This is a genomic window from Paraburkholderia rhynchosiae (genome assembly GCF_002879865.1).
GTDB lineage: Bacteria > Pseudomonadota > Gammaproteobacteria > Burkholderiales > Burkholderiaceae > Paraburkholderia > Paraburkholderia rhynchosiae.
Map to the genome: position 1 here is coordinate 1 of NZ_PNXY01000011.1, position 22,815 is coordinate 22,815.

20 protein-coding genes are annotated in these 22,815 nt (G+C 61.9%); 9 read left to right on the plus strand and 11 right to left on the minus strand.

Annotation, left to right across the window (positions count from 1 at the left end; genetic code table 11):
• From C0Z16_RS16750 to mprF, 3 genes are all read right to left on the minus strand, one after another.
• Positions 1–253: pyridoxal-phosphate dependent enzyme (locus C0Z16_RS16750; RefSeq protein ID WP_407070677.1), on the minus strand; the 253-nt coding region annotated here is incomplete at its 3' end.
• Positions 254–659: 406 nt separating this feature from the next.
• Complete coding sequence (locus C0Z16_RS16755; RefSeq protein ID WP_102633249.1) at positions 660–1,925, minus strand: virulence factor family protein; 1,266 nt, start codon at positions 1,923–1,925, stop codon at positions 660–662.
• On the minus strand, positions 1,922–4,474 hold the full coding sequence (mprF, locus tag C0Z16_RS16760) for a bifunctional lysylphosphatidylglycerol flippase/synthetase MprF (RefSeq protein WP_244201264.1): 2,553 nt from the start codon (positions 4,472–4,474) through the stop codon (positions 1,922–1,924). The genes C0Z16_RS16755 and mprF overlap by 4 nt, the downstream gene beginning before the upstream one ends.
• Positions 4,475–4,959: 485 nt before the next feature.
• Between mprF and C0Z16_RS38175 the strand changes: the two genes are divergently transcribed.
• A complete protein-coding gene (locus tag C0Z16_RS38175) occupies positions 4,960–5,103 on the plus strand; it encodes a hypothetical protein (RefSeq protein WP_167403530.1) in 144 nt (47 codons plus the stop codon).
• Positions 5,104–5,273: 170 nt separating this feature from the next.
• Here the strand turns inward: C0Z16_RS38175 and C0Z16_RS38180 are convergent, their stop codons facing one another.
• The gene (locus C0Z16_RS38180; RefSeq protein ID WP_167403531.1) at positions 5,274–5,426 is read right to left on the minus strand and encodes a hypothetical protein; all 153 of its coding nucleotides are present in this window, start codon (positions 5,424–5,426) and stop codon (positions 5,274–5,276) included.
• Between the two features lie 235 nt (positions 5,427–5,661).
• On the opposite strand from C0Z16_RS38180, the gene C0Z16_RS16765 reads away from it, so the two are divergent.
• Complete coding sequence (locus C0Z16_RS16765) at positions 5,662–7,059, plus strand: MFS transporter (protein ID WP_102633251.1); 1,398 nt, start codon at positions 5,662–5,664, stop codon at positions 7,057–7,059.
• Positions 7,060–7,072: 13 nt separating this feature from the next.
• Here C0Z16_RS16765 and C0Z16_RS16770 read toward each other — a convergent pair whose 3' ends face one another.
• From C0Z16_RS16770 to C0Z16_RS16780, 3 genes are all read right to left on the minus strand, one after another.
• On the minus strand, positions 7,073–7,567 hold the full coding sequence (locus C0Z16_RS16770; protein ID WP_102633252.1) for a DUF421 domain-containing protein: 495 nt from the start codon (positions 7,565–7,567) through the stop codon (positions 7,073–7,075).
• 298 nt (positions 7,568–7,865) lie between these two features.
• Entirely contained in the window at positions 7,866–7,988 is a 123-nt protein-coding gene (locus C0Z16_RS39565; RefSeq protein ID WP_407070678.1) for a hypothetical protein, read from the minus strand.
• A 436-nt stretch (positions 7,989–8,424) separates the two neighbouring features.
• On the minus strand, positions 8,425–9,498 hold the full coding sequence (locus C0Z16_RS16780) for an NAD(P)/FAD-dependent oxidoreductase (RefSeq protein ID WP_102633253.1): 1,074 nt from the start codon (positions 9,496–9,498) through the stop codon (positions 8,425–8,427).
• A 231-nt stretch (positions 9,499–9,729) separates the two neighbouring features.
• Here C0Z16_RS16780 and C0Z16_RS16785 point away from each other — a divergent pair, with 231 nt between their 5' ends.
• The 6 genes from C0Z16_RS16785 to C0Z16_RS16810 all read left to right on the plus strand — a co-directional run bounded on the left by C0Z16_RS16785 (position 9,730) and on the right by C0Z16_RS16810 (position 14,955).
• Positions 9,730–10,167, plus strand: a complete 438-nt coding sequence (locus tag C0Z16_RS16785; protein WP_102633254.1) for a carboxymuconolactone decarboxylase family protein — start codon at positions 9,730–9,732, stop codon at positions 10,165–10,167.
• A gap of 394 nt (positions 10,168–10,561) precedes the next feature.
• On the plus strand, positions 10,562–11,953 hold the full coding sequence (locus C0Z16_RS16790; protein ID WP_102633255.1) for a DHA2 family efflux MFS transporter permease subunit: 1,392 nt from the start codon (positions 10,562–10,564) through the stop codon (positions 11,951–11,953).
• Between the two features lie 163 nt (positions 11,954–12,116).
• A complete protein-coding gene (locus C0Z16_RS16795) occupies positions 12,117–13,037 on the plus strand; it encodes a LysR family transcriptional regulator (protein ID WP_102633256.1) in 921 nt (306 codons plus the stop codon).
• 57 nt (positions 13,038–13,094) lie between these two features.
• Positions 13,095–13,274, plus strand: coding sequence for a hypothetical protein (locus C0Z16_RS16800; RefSeq protein WP_102633257.1), 180 nt, complete (start codon positions 13,095–13,097; stop codon positions 13,272–13,274).
• 211 nt (positions 13,275–13,485) lie between these two features.
• Positions 13,486–14,589 carry a glycosyltransferase family 2 protein gene (locus C0Z16_RS16805; RefSeq protein ID WP_102633258.1) on the plus strand — a complete coding sequence of 368 codons (1,104 nt, stop codon included), beginning with the start codon at positions 13,486–13,488 and terminating at the stop codon, positions 14,587–14,589.
• Between the two features lie 144 nt (positions 14,590–14,733).
• A complete protein-coding gene (locus C0Z16_RS16810; protein WP_102633259.1) occupies positions 14,734–14,955 on the plus strand; it encodes a hypothetical protein in 222 nt (73 codons plus the stop codon).
• Between the two features lie 46 nt (positions 14,956–15,001).
• Here C0Z16_RS16810 and C0Z16_RS16815 read toward each other — a convergent pair whose 3' ends face one another.
• Positions 15,002–16,306 carry an MFS family transporter gene (locus C0Z16_RS16815; RefSeq protein WP_102633260.1) on the minus strand — a complete coding sequence of 435 codons (1,305 nt, stop codon included), beginning with the start codon at positions 16,304–16,306 and terminating at the stop codon, positions 15,002–15,004.
• 259 nt (positions 16,307–16,565) lie between these two features.
• Between C0Z16_RS16815 and C0Z16_RS16820 the strand changes: the two genes are divergently transcribed.
• Entirely contained in the window at positions 16,566–17,603 is a 1,038-nt protein-coding gene (locus tag C0Z16_RS16820) for a GSU2403 family nucleotidyltransferase fold protein (RefSeq protein ID WP_102633261.1), read from the plus strand.
• Between the two features lie 121 nt (positions 17,604–17,724).
• Here the strand turns inward: C0Z16_RS16820 and C0Z16_RS16825 are convergent, their stop codons facing one another.
• The 3 genes from C0Z16_RS16825 to C0Z16_RS16835 form a co-directional block, all read right to left on the minus strand.
• Positions 17,725–19,440, minus strand: a complete 1,716-nt coding sequence (locus C0Z16_RS16825) for a SpoVR family protein (RefSeq protein WP_102633262.1) — start codon at positions 19,438–19,440, stop codon at positions 17,725–17,727.
• Positions 19,437–20,708, minus strand: coding sequence for a YeaH/YhbH family protein (locus tag C0Z16_RS16830; protein ID WP_102633263.1), 1,272 nt, complete (start codon positions 20,706–20,708; stop codon positions 19,437–19,439). The genes C0Z16_RS16825 and C0Z16_RS16830 overlap by 4 nt, the downstream gene beginning before the upstream one ends.
• Before the next feature lie 123 nt (positions 20,709–20,831).
• On the minus strand, positions 20,832–22,754 hold the full coding sequence (locus tag C0Z16_RS16835) for a PrkA family serine protein kinase (RefSeq protein WP_102633264.1): 1,923 nt from the start codon (positions 22,752–22,754) through the stop codon (positions 20,832–20,834).
• Positions 22,755–22,815: the final 61 nt, after the last annotated feature.

The window sequence follows — 22,815 nt, forward strand, 5'->3', positions numbered from 1 at the left end:
TGTTGTACGCGCCGCGCACCTTGAACGAGAACACCGGCTGGTTGTCCTCGCGCTTCAGATAGACCGGATTGCGCAAACGCGCCGACAGTTGCGGCGCGCGTTCGAGTTCGGTCTCGCGGGCCACGTCGTAGACGCGCGCGGTGAGGGTTTTCTTCAGGTAGTCGTGACGAAGCGCGGCACTGTCAGCAGCTTCGGCGACCTGTTCGGATTCGTGTGAGGGCAAGGCAAGCTCCTGTGCGGCAAGGACTATCATCGAAAGTCGACCAGGAGGCGGGAGCCAAGCGGACATAAAAAACCCGCCTCGTGGGGCGGGTTATGTGTGACTGCTATCAGACGCGCGCTAACCCACCATTCGATGAATGATGCTAATAATCAGCGCAATACGGATGTCGAGGCAGTTCATGTGGCCAATCATCGTTGACTCATCTTGATTTGTCAATGCCGGCTCCGAGCCGGCGTATTTCATGGCCGCTGCGGTTTCGGCTGCGCACTGGGCAAGCCAGGACCCGGCGCGGCCGTTTCGGCCCGCGTGCTCAGTATGCGTTCGCGCCGGAACCGCTCGAACTGCGCCATCACCGAGTCGCGCGCCGAACCCCCGCGTTTTTAGGCGATTTTAGCTACGCACAGACCGCACGCGGCGCATCACGCACCGCATTCGATCACTCACGTACGCCGCTCTGGTTTTTGAACGCGCTCAGAATGCGTCTTTCGAGCGCGTTGTAATCGCCGCCGAAATGATGATCGCCCGTGGTCCGGATGACCGCGATGCCCGTCTTCGTCAGTGCCGGGCACAGCGTGTCTTTCTCGTCTGCGCCGTAAATACACTGCACGATCGCAGACGGCACGCGCGCGAGTTCAGGCCGCACCTTCAACGCCTTGTCGCTTGCGGGCATGCCCAGCCAACCGCCCACGCGGATCTGGAAATCGGCATCAGGCGCGAAGCCGAGCAGCGAAATCAGCGACACTTTCTCACGCAACGCCTCGGGCAAGCGGTTATACGCGAAGGGCATCACGTCTGCGCCGAACGAATAGCCGATGAGCGCTATATGTTGCGCATGCCAGCGCGTGCCGTAGGTTTGCATCACGCGCGCGAGGTCGCGGCTCGTTTGCGCAGGTGGCTTCTCGCTCCAGAAATAACGCAGGCTGTCCCAGCCGATCACGGAAACGCCGTCTTTCTGCAACGCCTGAGCGATGGTCTTGTCGAGATCGCGCCAGCCGCCGTCGCCGGAAATGACGATTGCCATCAAACCGTTCGGATGCGCGGCCGGCAACTCGATGAGCGGCAAATCGGAGAGGTCCTCGTCGTTGGACGACACAGTTTGCAGATGCGGCGTAATCAATGCGACGAGGCGCGCGCGGTCGGCGTTACCCGTCGACGCCTTTTCAACGAAGCCAGGAATCTTGTCGCGAATGATCGTCGCGTCAGGCGGGCACGGCTGAAAACGCGGATCGAGGGCGCGCTCCGCATCCACGGAAACAGCACCGGCAATCGTGTTCGACGGCGCCTGTTCGAGCACGTGCATCGCGAGCGTCGCGCCCTGTCCGATGCCGGCAACGATCGGCGCGAAATAATGGCTCGACTGCGATTGCCGTTCGAGCTGATGACTCAACGCTTCGGCATCGCCCACGAGTTGGTGGCAGGCTTCTTTCTTCGCGGCGAGACTCGCCGCATAGCGCGCGGTATCCACGCCGACGGTCAACCCGCCTGCCTTGGCGAGCGCGTCCGCGCTCTGCTGGTCGGCCGCACTCCAGCCGCTCGCCTGCGAGTAAAGCACGACGAATCCACGCATGGGACCGACGGGCTGCGTGACCGTGACGTTGCCGTAACGCCCGCCGGAAATCGTGGTCGTCGCCGCATTGGCGAGCGCGCCGCATGTCACTAGGCTCGCCACGACGGCGAGCCTGAAAAACGAATGCAAGGTCATGAACGCCGGCCTCCTGCCAGCAATGACAGGTCCGCGAGCGTGAAGACCACGCCCACCGAACCCGACGCCGCGAGATAGCGCGGCTCCCAATGCGGCTGGAACTTGCTCTTGAAAGCGCGCAGTCCGCGGAAGTTGTAAAAGCGGCCGCCGAAGCGCCACACGATGCCGGCAATCCGATGCCAGCGCGACGCGAGCGGCGTCGGCTGCATGCCCGAGAGCGGCGCGATGCCGAGACTCAGCGAGCGGAAACCGGCCTGTTTCAGATGCAGCGCCAGTTGCGTGAACAGATATTCCATCGCGTACGGCGACGCGCTTTCCACGTGACGCATCACGCCGACGGTCGCCTCGGTGTTCAGGTCGGTCGTCATGAACGTCACGAACGCGACCGGTTCGCCGTTCTGGCGCACCAGCATGACCGATTGCGCGGCGAGATATTCGTCGGTAAACGCGGCCACCGAGAAGCTCTTTTCGCGCGCGTCGCGGCTGTTGAGCCAGCCGTCGGAAATGCCACGCAGCGTTTCGAGCGACGCCAGTACATTCGCCTGGTCGATCACTTCGACCGTGAAGCCATCGCGCTCGCCGCGCTTCATCGCATACCGGAGGTGCGCGCGGTGCGAGCCCTTCAGATCGAAATCGTCAAGCACGACATGCGCTTCCTCGCCGAGCTTCATCAGCGAGAGGCCGGCGTCGAGATACAGCGGCAACGCGTTCGCGCGCACCTGATAGAACGCCGCGCGTCCGCCGTGCGCATGCGCGAGCGCGACGAACTTGCTGATGAGACCGGCCCACTCTTCGCGCGGGCCGACCGGATCGTGCAGCGCGGCCCACGTGCGGCCGTACTTCGCGTACATCAGAAAAGCCTCGCGCGACTCGGAGAAGAGAAAGCTCTTGTCGCCCATCAGCGCGAGACCGGCGTCGCTGCGCTCCTGCGCGCGCACGATGCGCGCCGCGTCGTGCAGATCTTCCGGCGCCGGCTTCACGAAGTGGCCGGGCGCGGGGCGCAGCAACTGCCAGAACGAGAACGTCGCGGCGAACAGACTCGCGGCCAGCGTTGCGCGCAGCGCACGCGGCGCGCGTTCGTCGAATGCGAATTGCCACCACAGGTCGCCGGTGTACGGCACGTCGCGGAAGGCAAAGAGCATCACCCACGTGGCGAGCATCAGCACCATCGCGACGGACACGAGCCAGCCGGCCGTGAAGCGCTCGGCAAACAGCGACGAATGACGGTTGAAACGCCGGCGCGTGGCAAGCAGCAGCACGATCAGCATGCACAGCACACCCGCCTCGACGAATGCCAGACCTTTGGTCAGCGACAGCGCGAGACTCAGCACGGCCAGCGCCAAGGTCATCCACCATGCGGCATCGAGACGCCGCAGCAGCCCGCGCGCGACGAACAATAACTGCACGCCGAGCACGCTGCACAGCATCTGCGAGCTTTCGAGCACCCACAGCGGCAGCACGTCACGCAAAACATGGAGACGGTGCCAGAACGCGGGCGTCGCGCTCGAAATCACCAGCATGCCGCCCACCACGAAGGTGACGAGGCTCAGAAAAAGCGGCGCGAGTTTGGACGCGGCCGCTGCGTGCCGCAACGGCAGGCGGCCTTTCAGTGCGCGCCCTTCGAAACCGGCGAGCAACGCAGCCGAGACGACCAGCGGCACGCCGAAGTAGATCGCGCGGTATGCGAGCAGCGCCGCGACCATCTGGTGCGTTTGCACGCTGCCGTTCAGCGTGAACACCATCGCCGCTTCGAACACGCCGACGCCGCCGGGCGTATGACCGATCATGCCGAGCAGCATGGCCGCGGCGTAGACGGTGATGAAAGTGACGAAGCTCACGTCTGCATGCGGCAGCAGCGCCCACAATGCGAGGCCGGCCGCGACCACGTCGAGAACCGCGAGGCCGACTTGTTCAGCCAGATCGCGGCGTGCGGGAATATCGAATGACAACCACTGCCAGCGCGTGCGAATGGGGCGCGTTTCGGCGCCGCATGCGGCGGTCAGGAGCCCCAGCGCCGCGAGCAGCAATGCGCCGACCCAACGGACGGTGGTGGGCGTGAGATGCAGCATCGGGGCCAGAGGACCGGCCACGCACACCATGCCGAGCGCCGTCATGAGGACCAGAGCGAGCGCCAGCGAGACACTGGTGAACACGGTCATGCGGCCGATCTGCGCGGGCGCGATGCTCGCCACACCGTACACACGAGCGCGCACCGCACCGCCCGTCAAGGCGCCGAAGCCGGTGGCGTTGCCGAGCGCGGAACCCGCGGTGGCGCCGATCCACAGCGCCGCGCGAGGCACGGCCGCGCCGAGGTAGCGCAGGCCGACTGCATCGCGGCCGACGAGCGCCACGTAGCTGAGCGCGGTGGCGGCGAGTGCGGCGGCCCACTCTCGCGCCGTCAGCCGACGCAATTCGTGCATCACCGAGCGGTAGTCGACGGCTTGCGACAGATGCTGGAGCACGACGAGCAGCAACCCGCAAATCACGAGCGCGAGCACGGGCGAGAGCAATCCCCTGGTGCCAGGCGTCCGCGATGCACGGACGAACATCGCGCCTAACCGGTCGAAATTATTCTTATATCGATGGAACATGGTCAATGCGGGCCTTGCGAGGAACTGTCGCGACGACGGGCCGTCTGCCGCGGGTCGCCAGTTCGGCGATTTACAAATGGATAACGGCAAACGGCTTAAAAGGTTGACAGTGGGGGCCCTTGCGCCGGGGTTTAACCTGGGCTGAGCGGCGGTGTGGGATGTGTTCGCGGCACGCCCGAACACTGCCGGGTGGTGTTGAACTGTAAGGGGGCTAAAGTTTAAACGTTAATCGTGCGCTGTGAAGGAGATTCGGCGTCTGCCTGATCGCAAAGTTCCGCGAAAGCCGCATTACGCCTGCATCAACGCGCGTCGGCGCGACTGCTGCGTGCGCCTGCGCCGTCGAACATGATTAAGCTTTCCCGGATATATGCCGTAATCGCAAGCAAGAGCCTGTGAGACGCGGCGTATTGGCCGCGGAAACCAGGCATTTGACCGGAGAAACGATGATGGCGGAACAGGATTGGATGATGGCGGGGTTATATCTGGTCGGACTGGTGTCGACCGCGCTCGTGATGAGCGCTCTGTCCGCGCGGGCGACGAAAATGCGACGAATGGTGTCGGGAGCGTCGGATCGCCAAGGCGAGTAAAGCTGAAAACGACGCGGCGGAGCCATCAAGCACAAGCGGCGCAAAATGCGCCGCTTGTTATTTTCACCTCGTTGCGCCGGGCGTTGCGTCTTGCTCGCGGCATCGGCATAAACCGGTGGCACTGCGTAATGCGCGTGCCGCGCCGAATGTCCGATGACTGCTGCGTCCGATTACTGCGGACGGCGATGCGCTTCAGCGATGACAGCGCAGTTTTGCAGATGCAGGTTCAGCGCGTGGAGCGCGAGGGCGCGCAGCTTGACGAGCCAGTTGCCGTGCGCTGCGACGGTGTTACGGGCGGAAGCGGTGTTAGAGGTGGTGTTCATGGTCGGACTCCTATATAGGGTTTATACCTAGGGAATAACCCGATTATAGTCTTCTCATTGCGCAGCGCAACAAGAAACAAACATGTTGCGCGAGAGTGACGTCCGACCGGTGGTGCTCGTGAGCGGTGGGCAGTCAAAAAAGGGCGGCATCTGCCGGCGAGCTATTAACAAACCGCACCGTACAGGTGCAATAATGGCCCCTTTACCTGCGACAGCCCGCCGCAGCCTCCATTCGATGACCGTCGTCCAGAAAGCCCTGATTGCGCCTCTGATCGTCGCGTGCGCGATGTTCATGGAGAGCGTCGACGCCAACGTGATCGTTACGGCTCTGCCGGCCATGGCGCGCGACTTCGGGCGCGATCCAGTGACGCTGAAAATCGCGGTGACGAGCTATGTACTCGGTCTCGGCGTATTCATTCCCGTGTGCGGGTGGTTCGCCGACCGCTTCGGCGCGCGCACCGTGTTTCGCACCGCAATCGGCATCTTCGTGGCCGGCTCGCTGCTGTGCGCGGCGTCGAATTCACTCGCCACGTTCACGCTTGCGCGCTTCGTGCAAGGCGTCGGCGGCGCGATGATGGTGCCGGTCGGGCGGATCATCATCTTTCGCGTGGTGCATAAAACCGACTTCATCCGCGCGATGAATTATCTGAGCGTGCCCGCGATGCTCGGCCCCGCGGCCGGCCCGCTGCTCGGCGGCTTCATCACGACCTATCTGCACTGGCGTCTGATTTTTTTCATCAATGTGCCGATCGGCATCCTCGGCATCTATCTGACGAACAAGCACATTGCGAACACACGGGAGCCGCATCCGGGGCCGCTCGACTGGATCGGCTTTTTCCTGTCGGCGGCGGGCGCGGTGCTGCTTCTGCTTGGGTTGTCGCTGATCGGCGGCGAACTGGTTTCCAATGGCTACGCCTTCGGCATGTGCGCGATCGGCGCCGTCCTGCTAGCTCTGTATGTCGCGTATGCGCAACGCGCGGGGCTGCCGCTGCTCGATCTGCGGTTTTTCAAAGTGCCGACGTTTCAGGCGAGCGTGCTCGGCGGATCGCTGTTTCGCATCGGCCTCGGCGCGCTGCCGTTCCTCTTGCCGCTGATGCTGCAGGAAGGACACGGCATGAGCGCATTTGAATCCGGCCTCATTACCTGCGCGTCCGCATTCGGCGGCATGTTCATGCGCACGGTGGCTTCGCGCGTGCTGCATCGCTATGGCTTCCGTTCGGTACTTGCGGTCAACGCCGCGCTGTCGGGCATTGCGATCACCGCGTGCGGACTGTTTTTTCCGGGCACGCCGACGTGGGTCATCTGGGTGGTCGTATTGCTTGGCGGCTTCTTCCCGGCGCTGCAATTCACGAGTCTTAACTCATTGACCTACGCGGAAATCGCGAGCCGTGACGTCGGGCGCGCAACGAGCCTCGGCAGTGTCGTACAGCAGATGTCGCTCGGCCTCGGCGTCACGGTGGGTGGGATAGTGCTGCAGATTTCGCGCTTGCTGCACGGTCATGCCAGCATCATGTGGTCGGATTTCTGGCCCGCCTTCCTGGTGGTGGGACTGTGCTCGTTCGCGTCGATTCCGGTCACGCTGCGCCTGCCGCATCGCGCCGGCGAGGAAATCTCGCGCGGCGGCCGCGGCTAGCGCCCTCGCCTTTTCACTGTTCCTTGCGGATCACGCTCACTTCGCCGTTGCGTTCGAGAATCGCCGCTGCCACGTTATCCAGCGAACGGGAGCCCATTGTTTGCCGCACGCTTTCGCGTACATCGGCCGGAGTCATCAGCGCGGCATTCATTTCGCGCTCGTTGAATGCGCCGTTGCTGTACACCTCGCGCTCGACGCCGCCCACCAACCTCTCGAGTGCATGCGAGCGCATGCAGGCCCACGCAAGGAGGCGGTGGCAAACGACAATCATCAGCGAGGCCAGCACCGTCGGGACAAACGGCGATGCACCGACAATCGCCCGACCCAAGGTCGCGCCCAAGAGAATCACCACGACTGAATCGAACGGCGAGCGTTTGCCGAACGAACGCCGGCCCGAAATTCGGATCAGCAGGAGCGTGATCACAAACACCACAACGGCGCGCGCACTCATCTGCAGCGGGTCGAGCTCTCTTCCTTGCCCGAACAGCAGATAGATCGCGTCCATCATTTTTTATCCTCCTTGCGGAAACCGGACGGCTTTTTTAGCGACGCCGCGATAGATGCCAGCGAGCAGCAAGCCCCGTGCCGCCGTCGGCATCGGCATTGCCGTGCTCCGTTGATGTCAGGCAAAGCGCAAGCGCTGACGGTGCCATTTATGCAACTTCTGCCTCAAGCTCGACATCTCGCGGGAGGTCACCGGCGCGGCCGCGCTGCTATGTCTGGCGGATAAACGTCAGCACGCGCGCCATTTCGCTATCGCTCAGCTTGTCCGCGAAAGGCTGCATCTTGCGCGGCTCGGGCCCGGCTTATGTATGCGGACTTTCGCCACCCTCCAACAGCAACCGCACGAGCGACGTACTGGATGGCGCAAGCACCGCGGGATTGCCCGCGACGCGCGGATACTTGTGCGGCTCGCCCGCGCCATCCATCTGATGACAACGCGCGCAATACGCCGCATAAATTCCCGCCACCGCGACGCGCGACTCCTCCGGTTGTGAGTGCGCGCACCGTCTGCTGCCCAGCGCGCGAGCTAGCGTTGAAATGGAGGCTCGGCGCGCGCGGCGCCAAGCTTTAAAGATACGCGGCGATCGCCACGAGGTCGGGGCACCGCTGATGTCTTGCCTGCCGTCTGCTTGCGCCGGTTTCCTTTTGAATCAGGGCTGGCGCAGCAAGACGCTCAGACCTCGCGTGGAACGATCGACACTCGCCGCGTCAAGGGGCGATCCGCAAAAAACGAAACTTTCGGACAGCTGAATATGAGCCACACATCTCGCGATTGCAGTTGGCCGAAAATCACACAGCTTCATATAAAAAAGACCCCCGGAGCGATCGCTTCCAGGTCTATCCGAACCATCGTCCACACCGTTACGCTGCCGCGCTGACCTTCTCCGCCAGTTTCGCGTCGTAACTGGAATGAATGTGCACGCGCTTCCTGTCGGGATAGGCGTATGAATACGCCTTGCGCAGCGCGAGCGATGCCTCGTGAAAACCGGACAGGATCAACTTCTGCTTGTTCGGATAGTTGGCGATATCCCCCACCGCGAAGATGCCGGGCCGCGAGCTCTCGTAGTTGGACGTATCCACATCGACGCGTCCGCCGTGAATGCTCAAGCCCCACTGTGCGATCGGGCCGAGATCGGCGACCAGTCCATACAACACGACGAGTTGTTCGGCTTGCAGTTGGGTTTCACCCTCGATATGTCGCAACGAGATGGATCTGAGCGCATCGCCCTCGGCATTGCCGTCCGCATTGCTTTCGACGACGAGCCCGGAAATCGCGCCGATAACGAAGTCCATCTCGCCAGCCTGGACCGCGCGCCGCATCAACTCGACGCTCGAATCCGCCGCGCTGAATCCGTTGCGCCGATGCACGAGCGTCACGCGCCGTGCGACCTTGCGCAACGCGAGCGCCCAGTCGAGCGCGGAATCGCCGCCGCCCGCGACCACCACGGTCTTGTCGGCGAAATCGGCAAGACGCGGCACGCTGTAGTGCACATGACGCGATTCGAGCGGCACGGCTTCGGCAAGCGGCAGCTTTTGCGGCACGAATGCGCCGTTGCCGGCGGCAAGCAGAATCGCGGCGACGTCGAATAGGAGGCCGCGATCGGTCCGCACGGTCCACCGCCCGTCGCCGCCCTGCTCCACCGATTCGACACGTTGCTCAAGATGAATGGGCACGTCGAACGGCTTGCATTGCGCGAGCAGACGATCGACCAGTTCACGCGCCGTACACGATGGAATCGCGGGAATGTCGTAGATCGGCTTGTCCGGATAGAGTTCGGTGCATTGGCCGCCGATCTTGCCGAGCGCATCGACGATCTGACACGACAGCCCGATCACGCCCGCCTCGAACGCAGCGAAGAGGCCAACGGGGCCCGCGCCGACGATCAGCACGTCGGAACGGATGGGTTGTGAAGCCGAATCGGCGGTGGCAGTCATCCGGTATCTCTGCGAATAGGTCGATAACCCACCATACCGAATCGTCAGCGGCGCGGCAACGATGCCATTACAGCGAACAAGGGCGCTCCGGCCTAGGCCCGCACGTCTACCGTTGCGTAAAATTGGTTACCCAAAAATCGCTATAAATGGACATTTTGCAACGCCAATGTGGCGACTAGTATTCACTCATCGCATCACCAGATGCGTTCAGCCAAAGCCAAGGAGTGAATCATGCAAGAACGTCTCGACTTCTACAAAGCCAGTCCCGCTGCGATCAAGGCCATGCTCGGCGTTGAAGAACGCATCGGCAAATCGGCTATCGAAAAATCGCTCGCCCATCTCGTCCGTCTGCGCGCGTCGCAGATCAACGGCTGTGCATTTTGCGTCGACATGCATACCACCGACGCCCGTAAAGGCGGCGAAACCGACCGGCGTCTCGCCACCGTGGTCACGTGGCGCGAAACGCCGTTCTTCACGGATCGCGAACGCGCCGCGCTCGAATGGACCGAAGCCGTGACCCTCGTGTCGCACGGCCACGTGCCGGACGCGGTATGGGAAATCGTGCGCCCTCATTTCAGCGACGAAGAACTGGTCGATCTCACACTGCTCATTTCAGCGATCAACGCCTGGAACCGCTTTGCGATTTCGTTCCGCAAGATGCCTGCGTAAGCACGGCGGTACAGCACAGCGCCGCACGGCACGGCGCAATCATGGAGCCGCAGCATCAAGCGGCTCACATGAAGTGGACTCGGCGATCAGGTAGCCGCATTGTTTCGCAGCCGCAGCCGCAGCCGCTGAGCACAGAGCGCTGAGCGAGGGCTGCGCACCTCCCCGCCACCACCGCGAAGCCGCACCCTTCCTTGCCCGCGAGCGCCGCTTCCCTACGCGTCAAAAACAAAATTCGCAGCAACGGCATCGGCGCGACACCGCCGTTTCTCGCGTGAATCCGCATGGCCTGAGCAACGGGCAGGCTTCCCCAGCGCGCGGGATGCCCATATCATGAAGCGTTTGCTGACAACACTTCATCCACCCAGGCGGCCGCGCGCCGACCGCTTGCCCTCCCATGACCCAGGATTCGTCGCAGACCGCGCTGCTCTGGATCGTCGCCGCCGGTTTCTTCATGCAGTCGCTCGACACCACGATCGTCAATACGGCGTTGCCGTCGATTGCGAACAGCCTGCAGGTCGCGCCGCTTGCCATGCAGCCCATCGTGGTCGCCTACACGTTGACGATGGCGATGCTCACACCCGCGTCCGGCTGGCTCGCGGACCGCTTCGGGACGCGGCGCGTCTATTTCGCGGCGATCCTCGTCTTCGTGCTCGGCTCCATCTGCTGCGCTAGCGCGCATACGCTCGGCCAACTCGTGACAGCGCGCGTGCTGCAAGGCGTGGGCGGCTCCATGCTGTTGCCGATCGGACGGCTTGCCGTGCTGCGCAGCGTCTCGGGCGAACAGTACGTGTCGGCGCTCGCATTCATTTCGGTCGCCGGTCAACTGGGCCCTATCGCCGGGCCGACGCTCGGCGGCTGGTTCGTTCAGGCGATCACGTGGCACTGGATCTTTCTGATCAATGTGCCGATTGGCGCGGCGGGTCTTTACGCGGTGCACCGTTTTCTGCCGCCGCATGGGGAGACGCAAGCGCCGCCGTTCGATTTCACCGGCTGCGGCTTGCTGTCGTTGTGCATGATCGCGTTTTCGCTAGCCGTCGACGCACCGGTGCCGACGCATCAGGCGGCATGGTCGGCGGCGTTGTTCGCGCTCGCGGCGGTCAGCGCGCTCGCTTATGTTCCGCACGCGAAGCGACGGCGTAACCCGCTCTTCAAGCTGTCGCTCTTCAGCGAGCCGAATTTCAGCGTGGGACTGATCGGCAATCTGGTGTGCCGCATTGGGTCGAGCGCCGTGCCGTTTCTGGTGCCGCTGCTACTGCAACTGGAACTTGGCTATACGCCGCTGCATTCGGGCTTGATGATGCTGCCCGCGGCGCTCGCGGGCACGGTTGCGAAACGCTGGATCGCGCCGCTCGTGCGACGCCACGGCTACGACCTGTTTTTGCTGGTCAATACGTTGATCGTCGGTTCGTCGATCGTCGCGTTTGCGTCCGTCTCGCGCGGCACGCCGCTTATCGTCGAAATCGCGATCCTCGCGGTATTCGGCGCAGCCAATTCGATGCAGTTCGCGGCGATGAACAGCGTCACGCTCAAGGGCCTGTCGCATGAAGACGCCGGCAGCGGCAACAGTCTCTTTTCGATGGTGCAAATGCTGGCGATCGGTCTTGGCGTCTCTATCGGCGGCGGGCTCGTGAAGCTGTTTGCCGCGCAATGGGGTTCGGCTATGCTCGGTTTCCGGCTGAGCTTCGTGTGCGTCGGCGCGATCACGCTGATGTCGGCGTGGGTGTTCCGTCATCTCGACACGACGCCCGGCGTGCGGGCGCCGGCGAGCCAGGGCGCGGGTCGTTGAAAGGAGCCACGCTATTCGCTAGCCCTGTCGCTCTGTCACCCTGTCACCTGGTGGCTCAGTCATGCGGCGCGCATGACCGGATCGCGCTCTGTTCTCGGTCGGGGTTCCGTCCGGCGTTTCGCGCTAGCATGTACGGCGTTCACGAATAACAAAGGACTCTCAGATGCCATTTGACGAGCGCATGCTGAACGGCATGGGCGTGTTGACAGCGATCGTCGATTGCGGAAGTTTCGCGGCGGCGGGCGAAGCGCTCGACATGTCGCAATCGGGCGTTAGCCGTTCGGTCGCGCGGCTCGAAGCGCGCCTCGGCATCCGGCTATTCGACCGTACCACGCGCTCGGTCGCGCTAACCGACGAAGGCCGGCGCTTCTACGAACAGATCGTACCGCTGTTGAGCGGCCTGGAAGAAGCGGCGTCTTCCGCCGCGCAGGGCGCGACGGCCGTTCGCGGGCGGCTGCGCGTGAACATGGACCCGTTCTTTTCGCGCCTCGTGCTTGGGCCGAGGCTCGGCGGTTTCATCGACAGACATCCTGAGCTGCAACTTGAGCTGATTACGCGCGACCAGTTGGGCGATATGGTCGGCGACGGTTTCGACGTCGCGATTCGCTTCGGCGAGCCGCCCGTGTCGTCGCTGATCGCGCGCAAGCTGCTCGACACGCGCATTCTGACCGTCGCCGCGCCGTCGTATCTGAAGAAGCATGGGCAGCCCGCGACTCCGGCCGAACTCGAGGACGGCAAGCATGCGTGCATCAAGTTTCGCGATCCGCTCACGGGTTATCCGTTCAGCTGGGAGTTTCATCGCGGCCGCAAGAAAATGGTCATCGCGCCGCAAGGCCGCTTGACCGTGAACGACGTCGGCACCTTGCACAGCGTGTGCGCGGCGGGCCAGGGCGTCGCGCAGATTCTCTCGCTCGGCGCCGAATCGTTGCTCGCGAGCGGCAAGCTCGTCGAGCTCTTTCCTGGCTGGGCCGACGAGGTATATCCGCTGTATGCGCTGTATCCGTCGCGGCATCATCCGCCGGCCAAAGTGCGCGCGTTTTTCGATTTCATCGTTTCGCTGACGGGCGCCCGTGAGCTCGAATGAAAGCGTGCAGGCCCAAGCTTTGCTCTACAAGCTAGGTGTTCACACCAGGAGAAAGCCATGGCCGACCCCAAGCAGCAGACCGACAAAAAGCCGGACGACATTGAACATCCGCAGCCGGCAGTGCATAGCGATAATGAAAAAAGCAAGCTGCCCAAGCGCGACGATGAAGGGCGCGACCAGTCTCCGGCCGACCGACCTGGCCAGAAACCAGGTGAAGGTGAGCCGTCAGTCGGTTGAAAATTAAACGCGAGTCTGGAAGCGGCTTTGCTGCATCTGAGCGGCAAAGCCGCATAAATTTTTCCCTTCCGCCGCCTTTCATACAGCAGACATTTTTTCCGTTTTTTTACCGAATATTTTTTCGGTGTGATGGACTATTTTTCTGCTTGCAGCGATGTATGCGACAAGCAAACCGGCTGCCGCCCCTCAACAGATAACAAAGGCGACGCCCATGTCCATCCCCGTACCCTTCCCTCAGTCCGCCAAAGTGTCGATCTGTCTGCCGACCTGCGACCGGCCTGAGTTGATCGTGGAGTGCATCGACTCGTGTCTGGCGCAGACATACGGCAATCTGGAAATCGTGGTCGGCGACGATTCGAGCGATACGCGCACCGAGCAATTGATCGCGTCGCGCTATCGAAACGAGCGACGCATCCGTTATGCGAGGAATCAGCCGCCGCTCGGCCAGGCGCGCAATGTCGCGAGCCTGTTCCAGCGCGCGCGCGGCGACAAGATTCTGCTGATTCACGACGACGACCTGCTCGCCACCGACGGCGTCGAAAAACTCGTTTCACTATGGAAGCTACATCCGCGTCTCGATGCGGCATTCGGCGCGCAGTACGAAGCAGACCATAGCGGCGCGATCGACGTCGACGCCAGCGCGCGGCTGAACACGGCGTTCCGCCGCACGAAGGATGCGGAAGGCTTGCAGGCGCTGCCAGGCAGGACCGGCCTCATCCAGATGTTTCCGAACAATGGCTGGATGGCCGACGCGCGGCTCGTCAAGCGCATCGGCTATAAGGAGCACTACGGCGTGTGCTGCGATTTCATATTCGGCGCTGAACTGTGCCTCGCCTCGCGCGAGGTGTTCTATCTGCACGAGTACGTCTCGGTGTATCGCAAGACTGCGACGTCGATATCGCACAGCACGCGCGGCACGGCGGCAGCGGCCACGCTCAGCGCGTATGCGTTCGTGAAGATGCTGAAGCTGCCGCCGCAGCTCGAGCCGTCACGCAAGCTCGCGTTGCGGCGGCTGGCGCCGATCGTCGTCTCGGTGCATGCGAAGAATCGTCAGGCGCGGCTGGGTCTCAAGATCGCGCTGGCTCATCTGTTCGCCTACCACTACGGGCTCAGCGCGCGGCTTTACTACCATCTGCTGATGCTTTCGCGTGCGGCCGTGAGCGCGCGGAAACAGACCGTGGCGCTTGCCGCCGCGGCTGCGGCGCCGGCTACATCGGCTGCATCGGCCGCGTCCGCTGCTTTGAGCGGCGAGCCGGGCGTGGTCGAGAAGGAGCTCGTCGCGGAAATGGCCGCCGACACGACCGAGCCAGGCTGATCGCCAACGCAGGGACAGCGTGCGCCCTCAGTGGGTTTTCTGCTAAGCATCCTCTGCTTAGCAAACGCGTATTTGTTGCTTTGCCGCGCGCACGCCGCTGATTACGATGCACCGGACACGTCATCAGCCCCGAGGTGATTCGCCATGTCCGACAGTGCCTGTTTCAAGCCGCGCGTGATCGAGCCGGTCGCCGTCAACCAGCCCGAAGGATTGGGGCTTGCGGTCGAGTTGTGGCTCGCCCACCCCGTCGACGGGATTACGGGGCGAGCCGTGCAGATTCACTTGCGCAGCGACGCGAAGATGGCGCAGGCCGAGGCGCTGCGAGATCTGCTGCATGTACTCGGCACGGAGATCGTCGTGGCCTGAGCCAGCGTGCGGCGCGCGCTAGAAACCGCGCGCAGGCTCGGCATGCTCAGGGTTCGTGGCGCAAATAGCCTTCTTTCGACGGATCGCGCATGCGCAGCGCGACAAGCCCGGCAATAGCGCAAAGCAAGGTCACGTACCAGTAGAACATCGACTCGTTGCCGACCGACTTGAGCCACAGCGCCACGTATTCCGCCGAGCCGCCGAAGATCGCATTGGCCACCGCGTACGAGAGACCCACGCCGAGCGCGCGCACTTCGGGCGGGAACATTTCCGCCTTGATCAGGCCGCTGATCGACGTGTAGAAGCTCACGATCGCGAGCGCCAGCACGACGAGGCCGAAGGCCGCATACGGGCTCGTTACGTCTTTCAGCGCATGCAGCAGCGGCACGGTGCCGATGGTCGCGAACAGGCCGAAGCACAGCATCGAGCGACGGCGGCCGATGCGGTCCGACAACGCGCCGAACACCGGCTGGATCACCATATAGACGAACAGCGCCGCGGTCATCACATTGCTCGCGGTCTTGGCGCTCATGCCGGCGGTGTTTACCAGGTACTTCTGCATATACGTGGTGAACGTATAGAAAATCAGCGAGCCGCCTGCGGTGAAGCCCAGCACCGTCAGGAACGCGACGCGGTGCTGCCACAAGCCGCGCAGTGTGCCCGCTTCCTGGCGCTGACGCGTCGCGGCGGTGGTGGTTTCGTCGAGCGATTTACGCAGATAGAGCGCGACCAACGCGGCCAGCGCGCCGATCACGAACGGCACGCGCCAGCCCCAGGCTTTGAGTTCCGCGGTGGAGAGCGTCTGTTGCAGCACGACCAGCACGAGCAGCGCGCACAACTGGCCGCCGATCAGCGTGACGTACTGGAACGACGCGAAGAAACCGCGCCGGCCCTTTAGTGCCACTTCACTCATATAGGTCGCACTGGTGCCGTACTCGCCGCCCACCGACAGGCCCTGGAACAGGCGTGCGACGAGCAGCAGCGCTGGCGCTAACGCGCCGATCTGTGCGTAGGTGGGCAACAGGGCGATCACCAGCGAGCCGCCGCACATCATGAACACCGACACCATCATCGCGGTGCGGCGGCCGTGCTTGTCGGCGAGACGGCCGAAGAACCAGCCGCCGATTGGCCGCATCAGAAAGCCCGCCGCGAACACGCCGGCCGTGTTGAGCAATTGCGTCGTGGTATTGCCGCTCGGAAAGAAGGCGGGCGCGAAGTACAGCGCGCAGAACGAATAGACATAGAAGTCGAACCACTCGACGAGATTGCCCGATGAGGCGCCGACGATTGCGAAGATGCGGCGCCGCGTGTCGTGGGCCGATGCCACGCTTTGATCAGTGAGGTCGGTCATGCTGTATCTTCCTTGTCTCTTGAACGGAGGCAGCGGTCGTGGCGCCGCCTTCAGAACGCGATTTTGCGCGTGCGCGGATTTTACAGAATCGCAAGGCAAAGATGGGGGTTTGTGGGCAATTGTTGGGATCGCCTTTGGATGAGCCGTGCTGCGTGCTTCGAGGCCCGTTATCCCTTAAATCCAAATATTAAGGTATAAGTTTGACGCCGAGATTCCTATACCTTAATATCGGATCACAGGGTATAAGGACCGTCTAGCCATGGCCAACTTCCACAACGACGCGCTGCAAACGCTGTATTCCTCCATCACCGAGCGCGCGAGCGCGCAGTCTCACATCCCGCTGCATTCTCCGGGCTCCGCTGCCCAGAAAACCGTTGACGGGAAAACGTACACCTACTGGCGGGTGTATCTGGCTTCGGGAAAGCACAAGGAGACCTCACTAGGTCGAGCGGGAGAACCCGCTACCGACGCTGCGCTCGAGGCGAGACTAGTCGAGAGCGCGGAGATGCGGGTGCTTGCCGCCGACGTCCAGGTTCTGCGTAAGGCGGGCTTTGCTGCTGCCGACAATTCTTCGGCGCTAACTCTCGCAACGCTCTTTAACGCTGGCATCTTCAGCCACGGCGGAGTGCTCGTCGGCTCCCACGCATTCGGTGCGCTCCTGAACAGCCTCGGCGTTCGCCTGCCTGCGAACTACAGGACCGAGGATATCGACATCGGCAGCACGGGGACGATTTCGGTGGCTATCCCGGAAGACCGCAGCTTTCTCGACATCCTGCGCGACAGCGGTATTCCCTTTCTCGAGGTGCCGGAACTGGATGCGCGAAAGCCGTCAACCTCGTTCAAGGCTCGAGGACAACCTCTCAAGGTGGACTTACTCGTGCCAGGTACCGAGGCGTATGAGACGAAGGCGTTGCCCCAGTTGCGCGCCCACGCAACCGGGCTTCCATACTTCAGGTATTTGGTATCCAACCCCACGCCGGGCTTTATTCTTGGCAAGGAGCACGTGGTGCCGGTGATGCTGCCCGACCCCGCGAGATTTGCTCTTCATAAGCTTATCGTCAGCACGCTTCGCGACCCGTCGCGCGCACTCAAGGCAGACAAGGACCGACGCCAGGCCGCGGTGTTGATTGACGCGCTCACAGAGAAGTTTCCCGACTGGTTGGCGACAGCCGCCAACGACCTGGAGAAGAACGCGCGTACCCGGCTTGCCACAGCGGCGGCCCACGCCTTGAACCTTGCCCCCGGCTTGTCGGAACGCGCCCGGGATTTTCTGGCTGATTTAGGCGCCCACGCGTAGCTTGGGTTTGTGCGGCCCTCTGCCGCGTCACCGTTATCTGAAAATCTTGCGGCAAAAAAAATCCCGCCGACGTAGATACGTGGCGGGATTCAGTCAGTCCGTCCCTTACCTCGCCGCAACCTCACGCCCTCACAGCGGGCGGCACATAGCGGCACTCATAGCGCTTCCTGACCGTGCCGTTTTCATCGACGCTTTCCAGATACACGTCGAACTGCCACAAGCGCGCCATATGCTTGAGGACTTCGTCGCTATCCGACGACAGATGCCGGTTGTCGCTCATGAAGTGCCGCAGCGTCAAGCTCCGGTCGCCGCGCGTATTCACCGACCACACCTGAATGTTCGGCTCGCGATGATGCATGTCGTACTGCCGCGACAATGCCTGACGCACATACTGATAGCCGCTATCGTCGTGAATCGCCGAGACTTCGAGTGCATCGCGCATGTCGTCGTCGAGCACCGAGAACAGACGCATTTCGCGGATCAGATGCGGCGACAGATACTGCGCGACGAAACTCTCGTCCTTGAAATTGCGCATCGCGTAGTGCATGGCGGGAAGCCACGGACTGCCGGCCAGTTCCGGGAACCACTTGCGGTCTTCGTCGGTAGGGTTTTCGCAGATGCGGCGAATGTCGCTCATCATCGAAAAGCCGAGCGCATACGGATTGATGCCGCTGTAGTACGGCTTCGTGACAGGCGGCTGGTAGACCACATTGCTGTGCGAATGGAGAAACTCCATCATGAAGCCGTCTTCCAGCTTGCCCTGGTTGTACATTGTGTTGAGCAACGTGTAGTGCCAGAACGTCGCCCAGCCCTCGTTCATGACCTGGGTCTGCCGCTGCGGGTAGAAATACTGCCCCACCTTTCGCACGATGCGGATCACCTCGCGCTCCCACGGTTCGAGCAGAGGCGCATTTTTCTCCGCGAAATACAGCAGATTTTCCTGCGGCTCGGGCGGATAGCGTTCCTCGATTTCCTCCGGCAACGGCGTATGGCGCGTGGGCAGCGTGCGCCACAATTCGTTGACCTGCGATTGCAGATACGCCTCGCGTTCACGGCGCGCCGCAAATTCCCTTTCGAGCGACAGTTTCTGCGGACGCTTATAGCGGTCCACGCCGTAGTTCATCAGCGCATGGCACGAATCGAGCAATTCTTCGACGCGGTCGAGCCCGAAGCGCTCTTCGCACTCCGCGATGTAATTCTTCGCGTAAACGAGGTAATCGATGATGGCATGCGCGTCCGTCCACAGCCTGAACAGATAGTTGCCCTTAAAGAACGAGTTGTGCCCGTACGCCGCATGAGCGATGACGAGCGCCTGCATCGTCATCGTGTTCTCTTCCATCAGATACGCGATGCAGGGGTTGGAATTGATGACGATCTCGTACGCGAGCCCCATCTGCCCGCGACGGTAGCTTTTTTCGGTAGAGAGAAAGTGCTTGCCGAACGACCAGTGGCGGTAATTCACCGGCATGCCGACGGACGCGTACGCGTCCATCATCTGTTCAGCGCTGATGAGTTCGAGCTGGATCGGATACACGTCGAGTTCATACTGCTCTGCAACACGGGCAATATGCGAGTCGTACTCCTCGATCAACTCGAAGGTCCAGTCGGACGGGCACGGCAGAGGCCGTCTATCGGCTACGTTCATACGGACTTCCCTTTGCCCCTCAGTGGGCGTTCCGGTGTGTCCCCGTGCTTCAGCGTTGTCGACTGCTCCGGCTGCGGCGGGTCGAACTTCGTCCGCCGCTGCCTCGGCATGCCCCGACTGACGCTGCGGCACGCCTTTCCCACGCTCCGGCTGATAGCCGCGCGCTTCGTTGTGCAAGTGCCTGGTCGTCATGACGACGCCACCTGCTTTTCAAACAACTCGCGAAACACCGGATAGATGTCAGCCGCGGTTTCGACCTTTTTCATCGCCATATGCGGCTGGCTCAAGGCCAGCTGCGCGTATTCGAGCCACAGGTTCTGCTCTTCGGGCGTCACCTGAATATACGCAAAATAGCGCACCTTCTCCAGGATGTCATCCGAGAGTATCTTGCGGCACTTCGGCGAGTCGTCGGTCCAGTTGTCGCCATCGGACGCCTGCGCGCCGTAAATGTTCCATTCAGTCGGCGAATAACGCTCGTCCATGACCTTCTGCATCAGCTCGAGCGCGCTCGATACTACTGTGCCGCCGCTTTCGGTCGAATGGAAAAACGTGTCTTCGTCGACCTCTTCGGCGCGCGTGTGATGGCGGATGAAGACCACCTCGATCTTTTCGTAATTGCGCTTGAGGAACAGATACAGCAGGATGAAAAAGCGCTTCGCAAGATCCTTGCGCTGCTCGTCCATCGAACCCGACACATCCATCAGACAGAACATGACGGCCTGGCTGGAAGGCGTGGGCTGCTTCACGCGGTTCACGTAGCGCAGATCGAACGGATCGATAAACGGAATGCGCCAGATGCGCCCGCGCAAATGGTGGATTTCCTCTTCGAGCAGCTTGATCTCTTCGCGACGGTCGTCGGGGTCGGCTTTCATGACCTCGAGTTGCCGCTCCATCTCATGCAACTGATTGACGAGCGGTGCGCCGAGCGCGATGCGGCGGCCAAGCGCGCTGCGCAACGAACGGACCACGTCGATATTATTCGGCGTGCCTTCGGCAGCCCAACCTGCGCGGATGCTTTTCCACGTGGGCACAGCCATCAGGTGAGTTTTGACGAGCCGCGGCAGTTCCAGGTCGTCGAAGAAATACTGCATGAACTCTTCGCGGCTCAGCTCGAACACAAAGTCGTCCTGACCCTCGCCTTCGTTGCTGGCCTGGCTGCCGCCGCCTCCGCCGCCACCGCCTTGGGGGCGCTGGATCTTGTCGCCGCGAATGTAATCCGAGTTGCCCGGATGCACCATTTCGCGCCGGCCGCCCGGCCCGTGCCGGAACGACGGCTCCGCGATGTCCTTACGCGGAATGGTGATGCTCTGCGTGTTCTGAATGTCTTTGATGCTGCGGTCGCGCACCGCTTCCGAAACGGCGCGACGAATATAGTTCTTAACGCGACGCAAAAAACGTTCGCGATTTGCAATGCTTTTGTTCTTGCCTGCTAACCTGCGGTCGATGATTTGATGAAGCACGCCTCGTCTCCCTTGTCGACTCGTCGCGAGACGTACGCTGCCTGGTCCGATGCTATGTCCATGCAGCTTGCGCCTCGCAAGGTGCCCGCGCGGTCGGACCGCGCGGGCGGTACGCAATGCGGATCATGACGACTTGCGCACGCGCAGATACCAGTCACACAGCAAGCGCACCTGCTTCGGCGTATAGCCCTTCGCCACCATCCGGTTGACGAAGTCTTCGTGCTTGCGTTGCTCTTCCGCCGAGCCTTTGGCGTTGAACGAAATGACCGGCAGCAATTCCTCCGTATTCGAGAACATTTTCTTTTCGATCACGACGCGCAGCTTTTCGTAGCTGATCCACGCAGGATTCTTCCCTGCATTGGCAGCACGCGCACGCAACACGAAGTTCACGATCTCGTTGCGGAAGTCCTTGGGGTTGCTGATGCCCGCCGGCTTCTCGATCTTCTCCAGTTCCGCGTTCAATGCCGCGCGGTCGAAGCTCTCGCCGGTGTCGTGATCGCGGAACTCCTGATCCTGAATCCAGAAGTCCGCATACGTCACATAGCGATCGAAAATGTTCTGCCCATATTCGGAGTACGACTCCAGATAAGCCGTCTGAATCTCCTTGCCGATGAATTCCGCGTAGCGCGAGGCGAGCACGTCTTTAATGAACGACAGATACTTCTGCTCGGTTTCCGGCGGGAACTGCTCGCGCTCAATCTGCTGTTCGAGCACATACATCAGGTGCACCGGGTTGGCCGCGACCTCGGTCGAATCGAAGTTGAACACGCGCGACAGGATCTTGAACGCGAAGCGGGTCGACACGCCGGTCATCCCTTCATCCACGCCCGCGAAGTCGCGGTACTCCTGATACGACTTCGCCTTCGGATCGGTGTCCTTCAGATTCTCGCCGTCGTAGACCTGCATCTTCGAAAACAGGCTCGAATTTTCGGGTTCCTGCAAGCGCGTGAGCACCGACATCTGAGCCATCATTTTCAGCGTGCCGGGCGCGCATACCGCACTTGCCAGCGATGAATTGCGCAACAGCTTCTCGTAGATCTTGATCTCTTCCGAATAGCGCAGGCAATACGGCACCTTCACCACGAAGATCCGGTCGAGCAATGCTTCGTTGTTGCGGTTGTTGCGGAATGCCTTCCACTCCGACTCGTTCGAGTGCGCGAGAATCACGCCGTCGAAAGGAATCGCGCCGAAGCCTTCCGTGCCCTTGAAGTTGCCTTCCTGGGTCGCGGTCAGCAGCGGGTGCAGCACCTTGATTGGCGCCTTGAACATTTCGACGAATTCGAGCAGGCCCTGATTCGCAAGACACAAACCACCAGAATAGCTGTAGGCGTCCGCATCGTCTTGCGCGTACTGTTCGAGCTTGCGAATGTCGACCTTACCGACGAGCGAGGAGATGTCCTGATTGTTCTCGTCGCCAGGCTCGGTCTTGGCGATGCCGATCTGCCGCAAGATGGACGGATAGCGCCGCACCACGCGGAATTTACGGATGTCGCCGTTGTACTCGTGCAGGCGTTTGACCGCCCACGGGCTCAGAATACTTTTGAGGTAGCGGCGTGGTATCCCGTATTGCTCTTCGAGGATCGGACCGTCCTCGTCATAGTCGAACAAACCGAGCGGCGATTCGTTCACAGGCGAACCCTTGATCGCATAGAACGGCACACGCTCCATGAGCTGCTTCAGACGTTCCGCGATCGACGATTTACCGCCGCCGACCGGGCCCAACAGATACAGAATCTGCTTCTTCTCTTCGAGCCCCTGGGCCGAGTGCCGGAAGTAGGCAACCACTTGTTCGATCACCTCTTCCATTCCGTAGAACTCACGGAATGCGGGGTATACCTTGATGACCTTGTTCGCGAAGATGCGCGACAGACGCGGATCGTTGCGGGTGTCGATCTGTTCCGGTTCTCCGATTGCCGTCAACATGCGTTCGCCAGCCGTGGCGTACGCGGCGGGATTGTCTTTGCAGAGCGCGAGGTACTCCTCGAGCGAGAGTTCATCCTCTCGAGTTTTCTCGAAGCGGGTCGCGAAACTGCTGTAGATATCCATGCTACCTCCTCGCCGAAGTCTAGACCGATGTCGTGCGCGGCGCGCTATTCGGAAACGACAT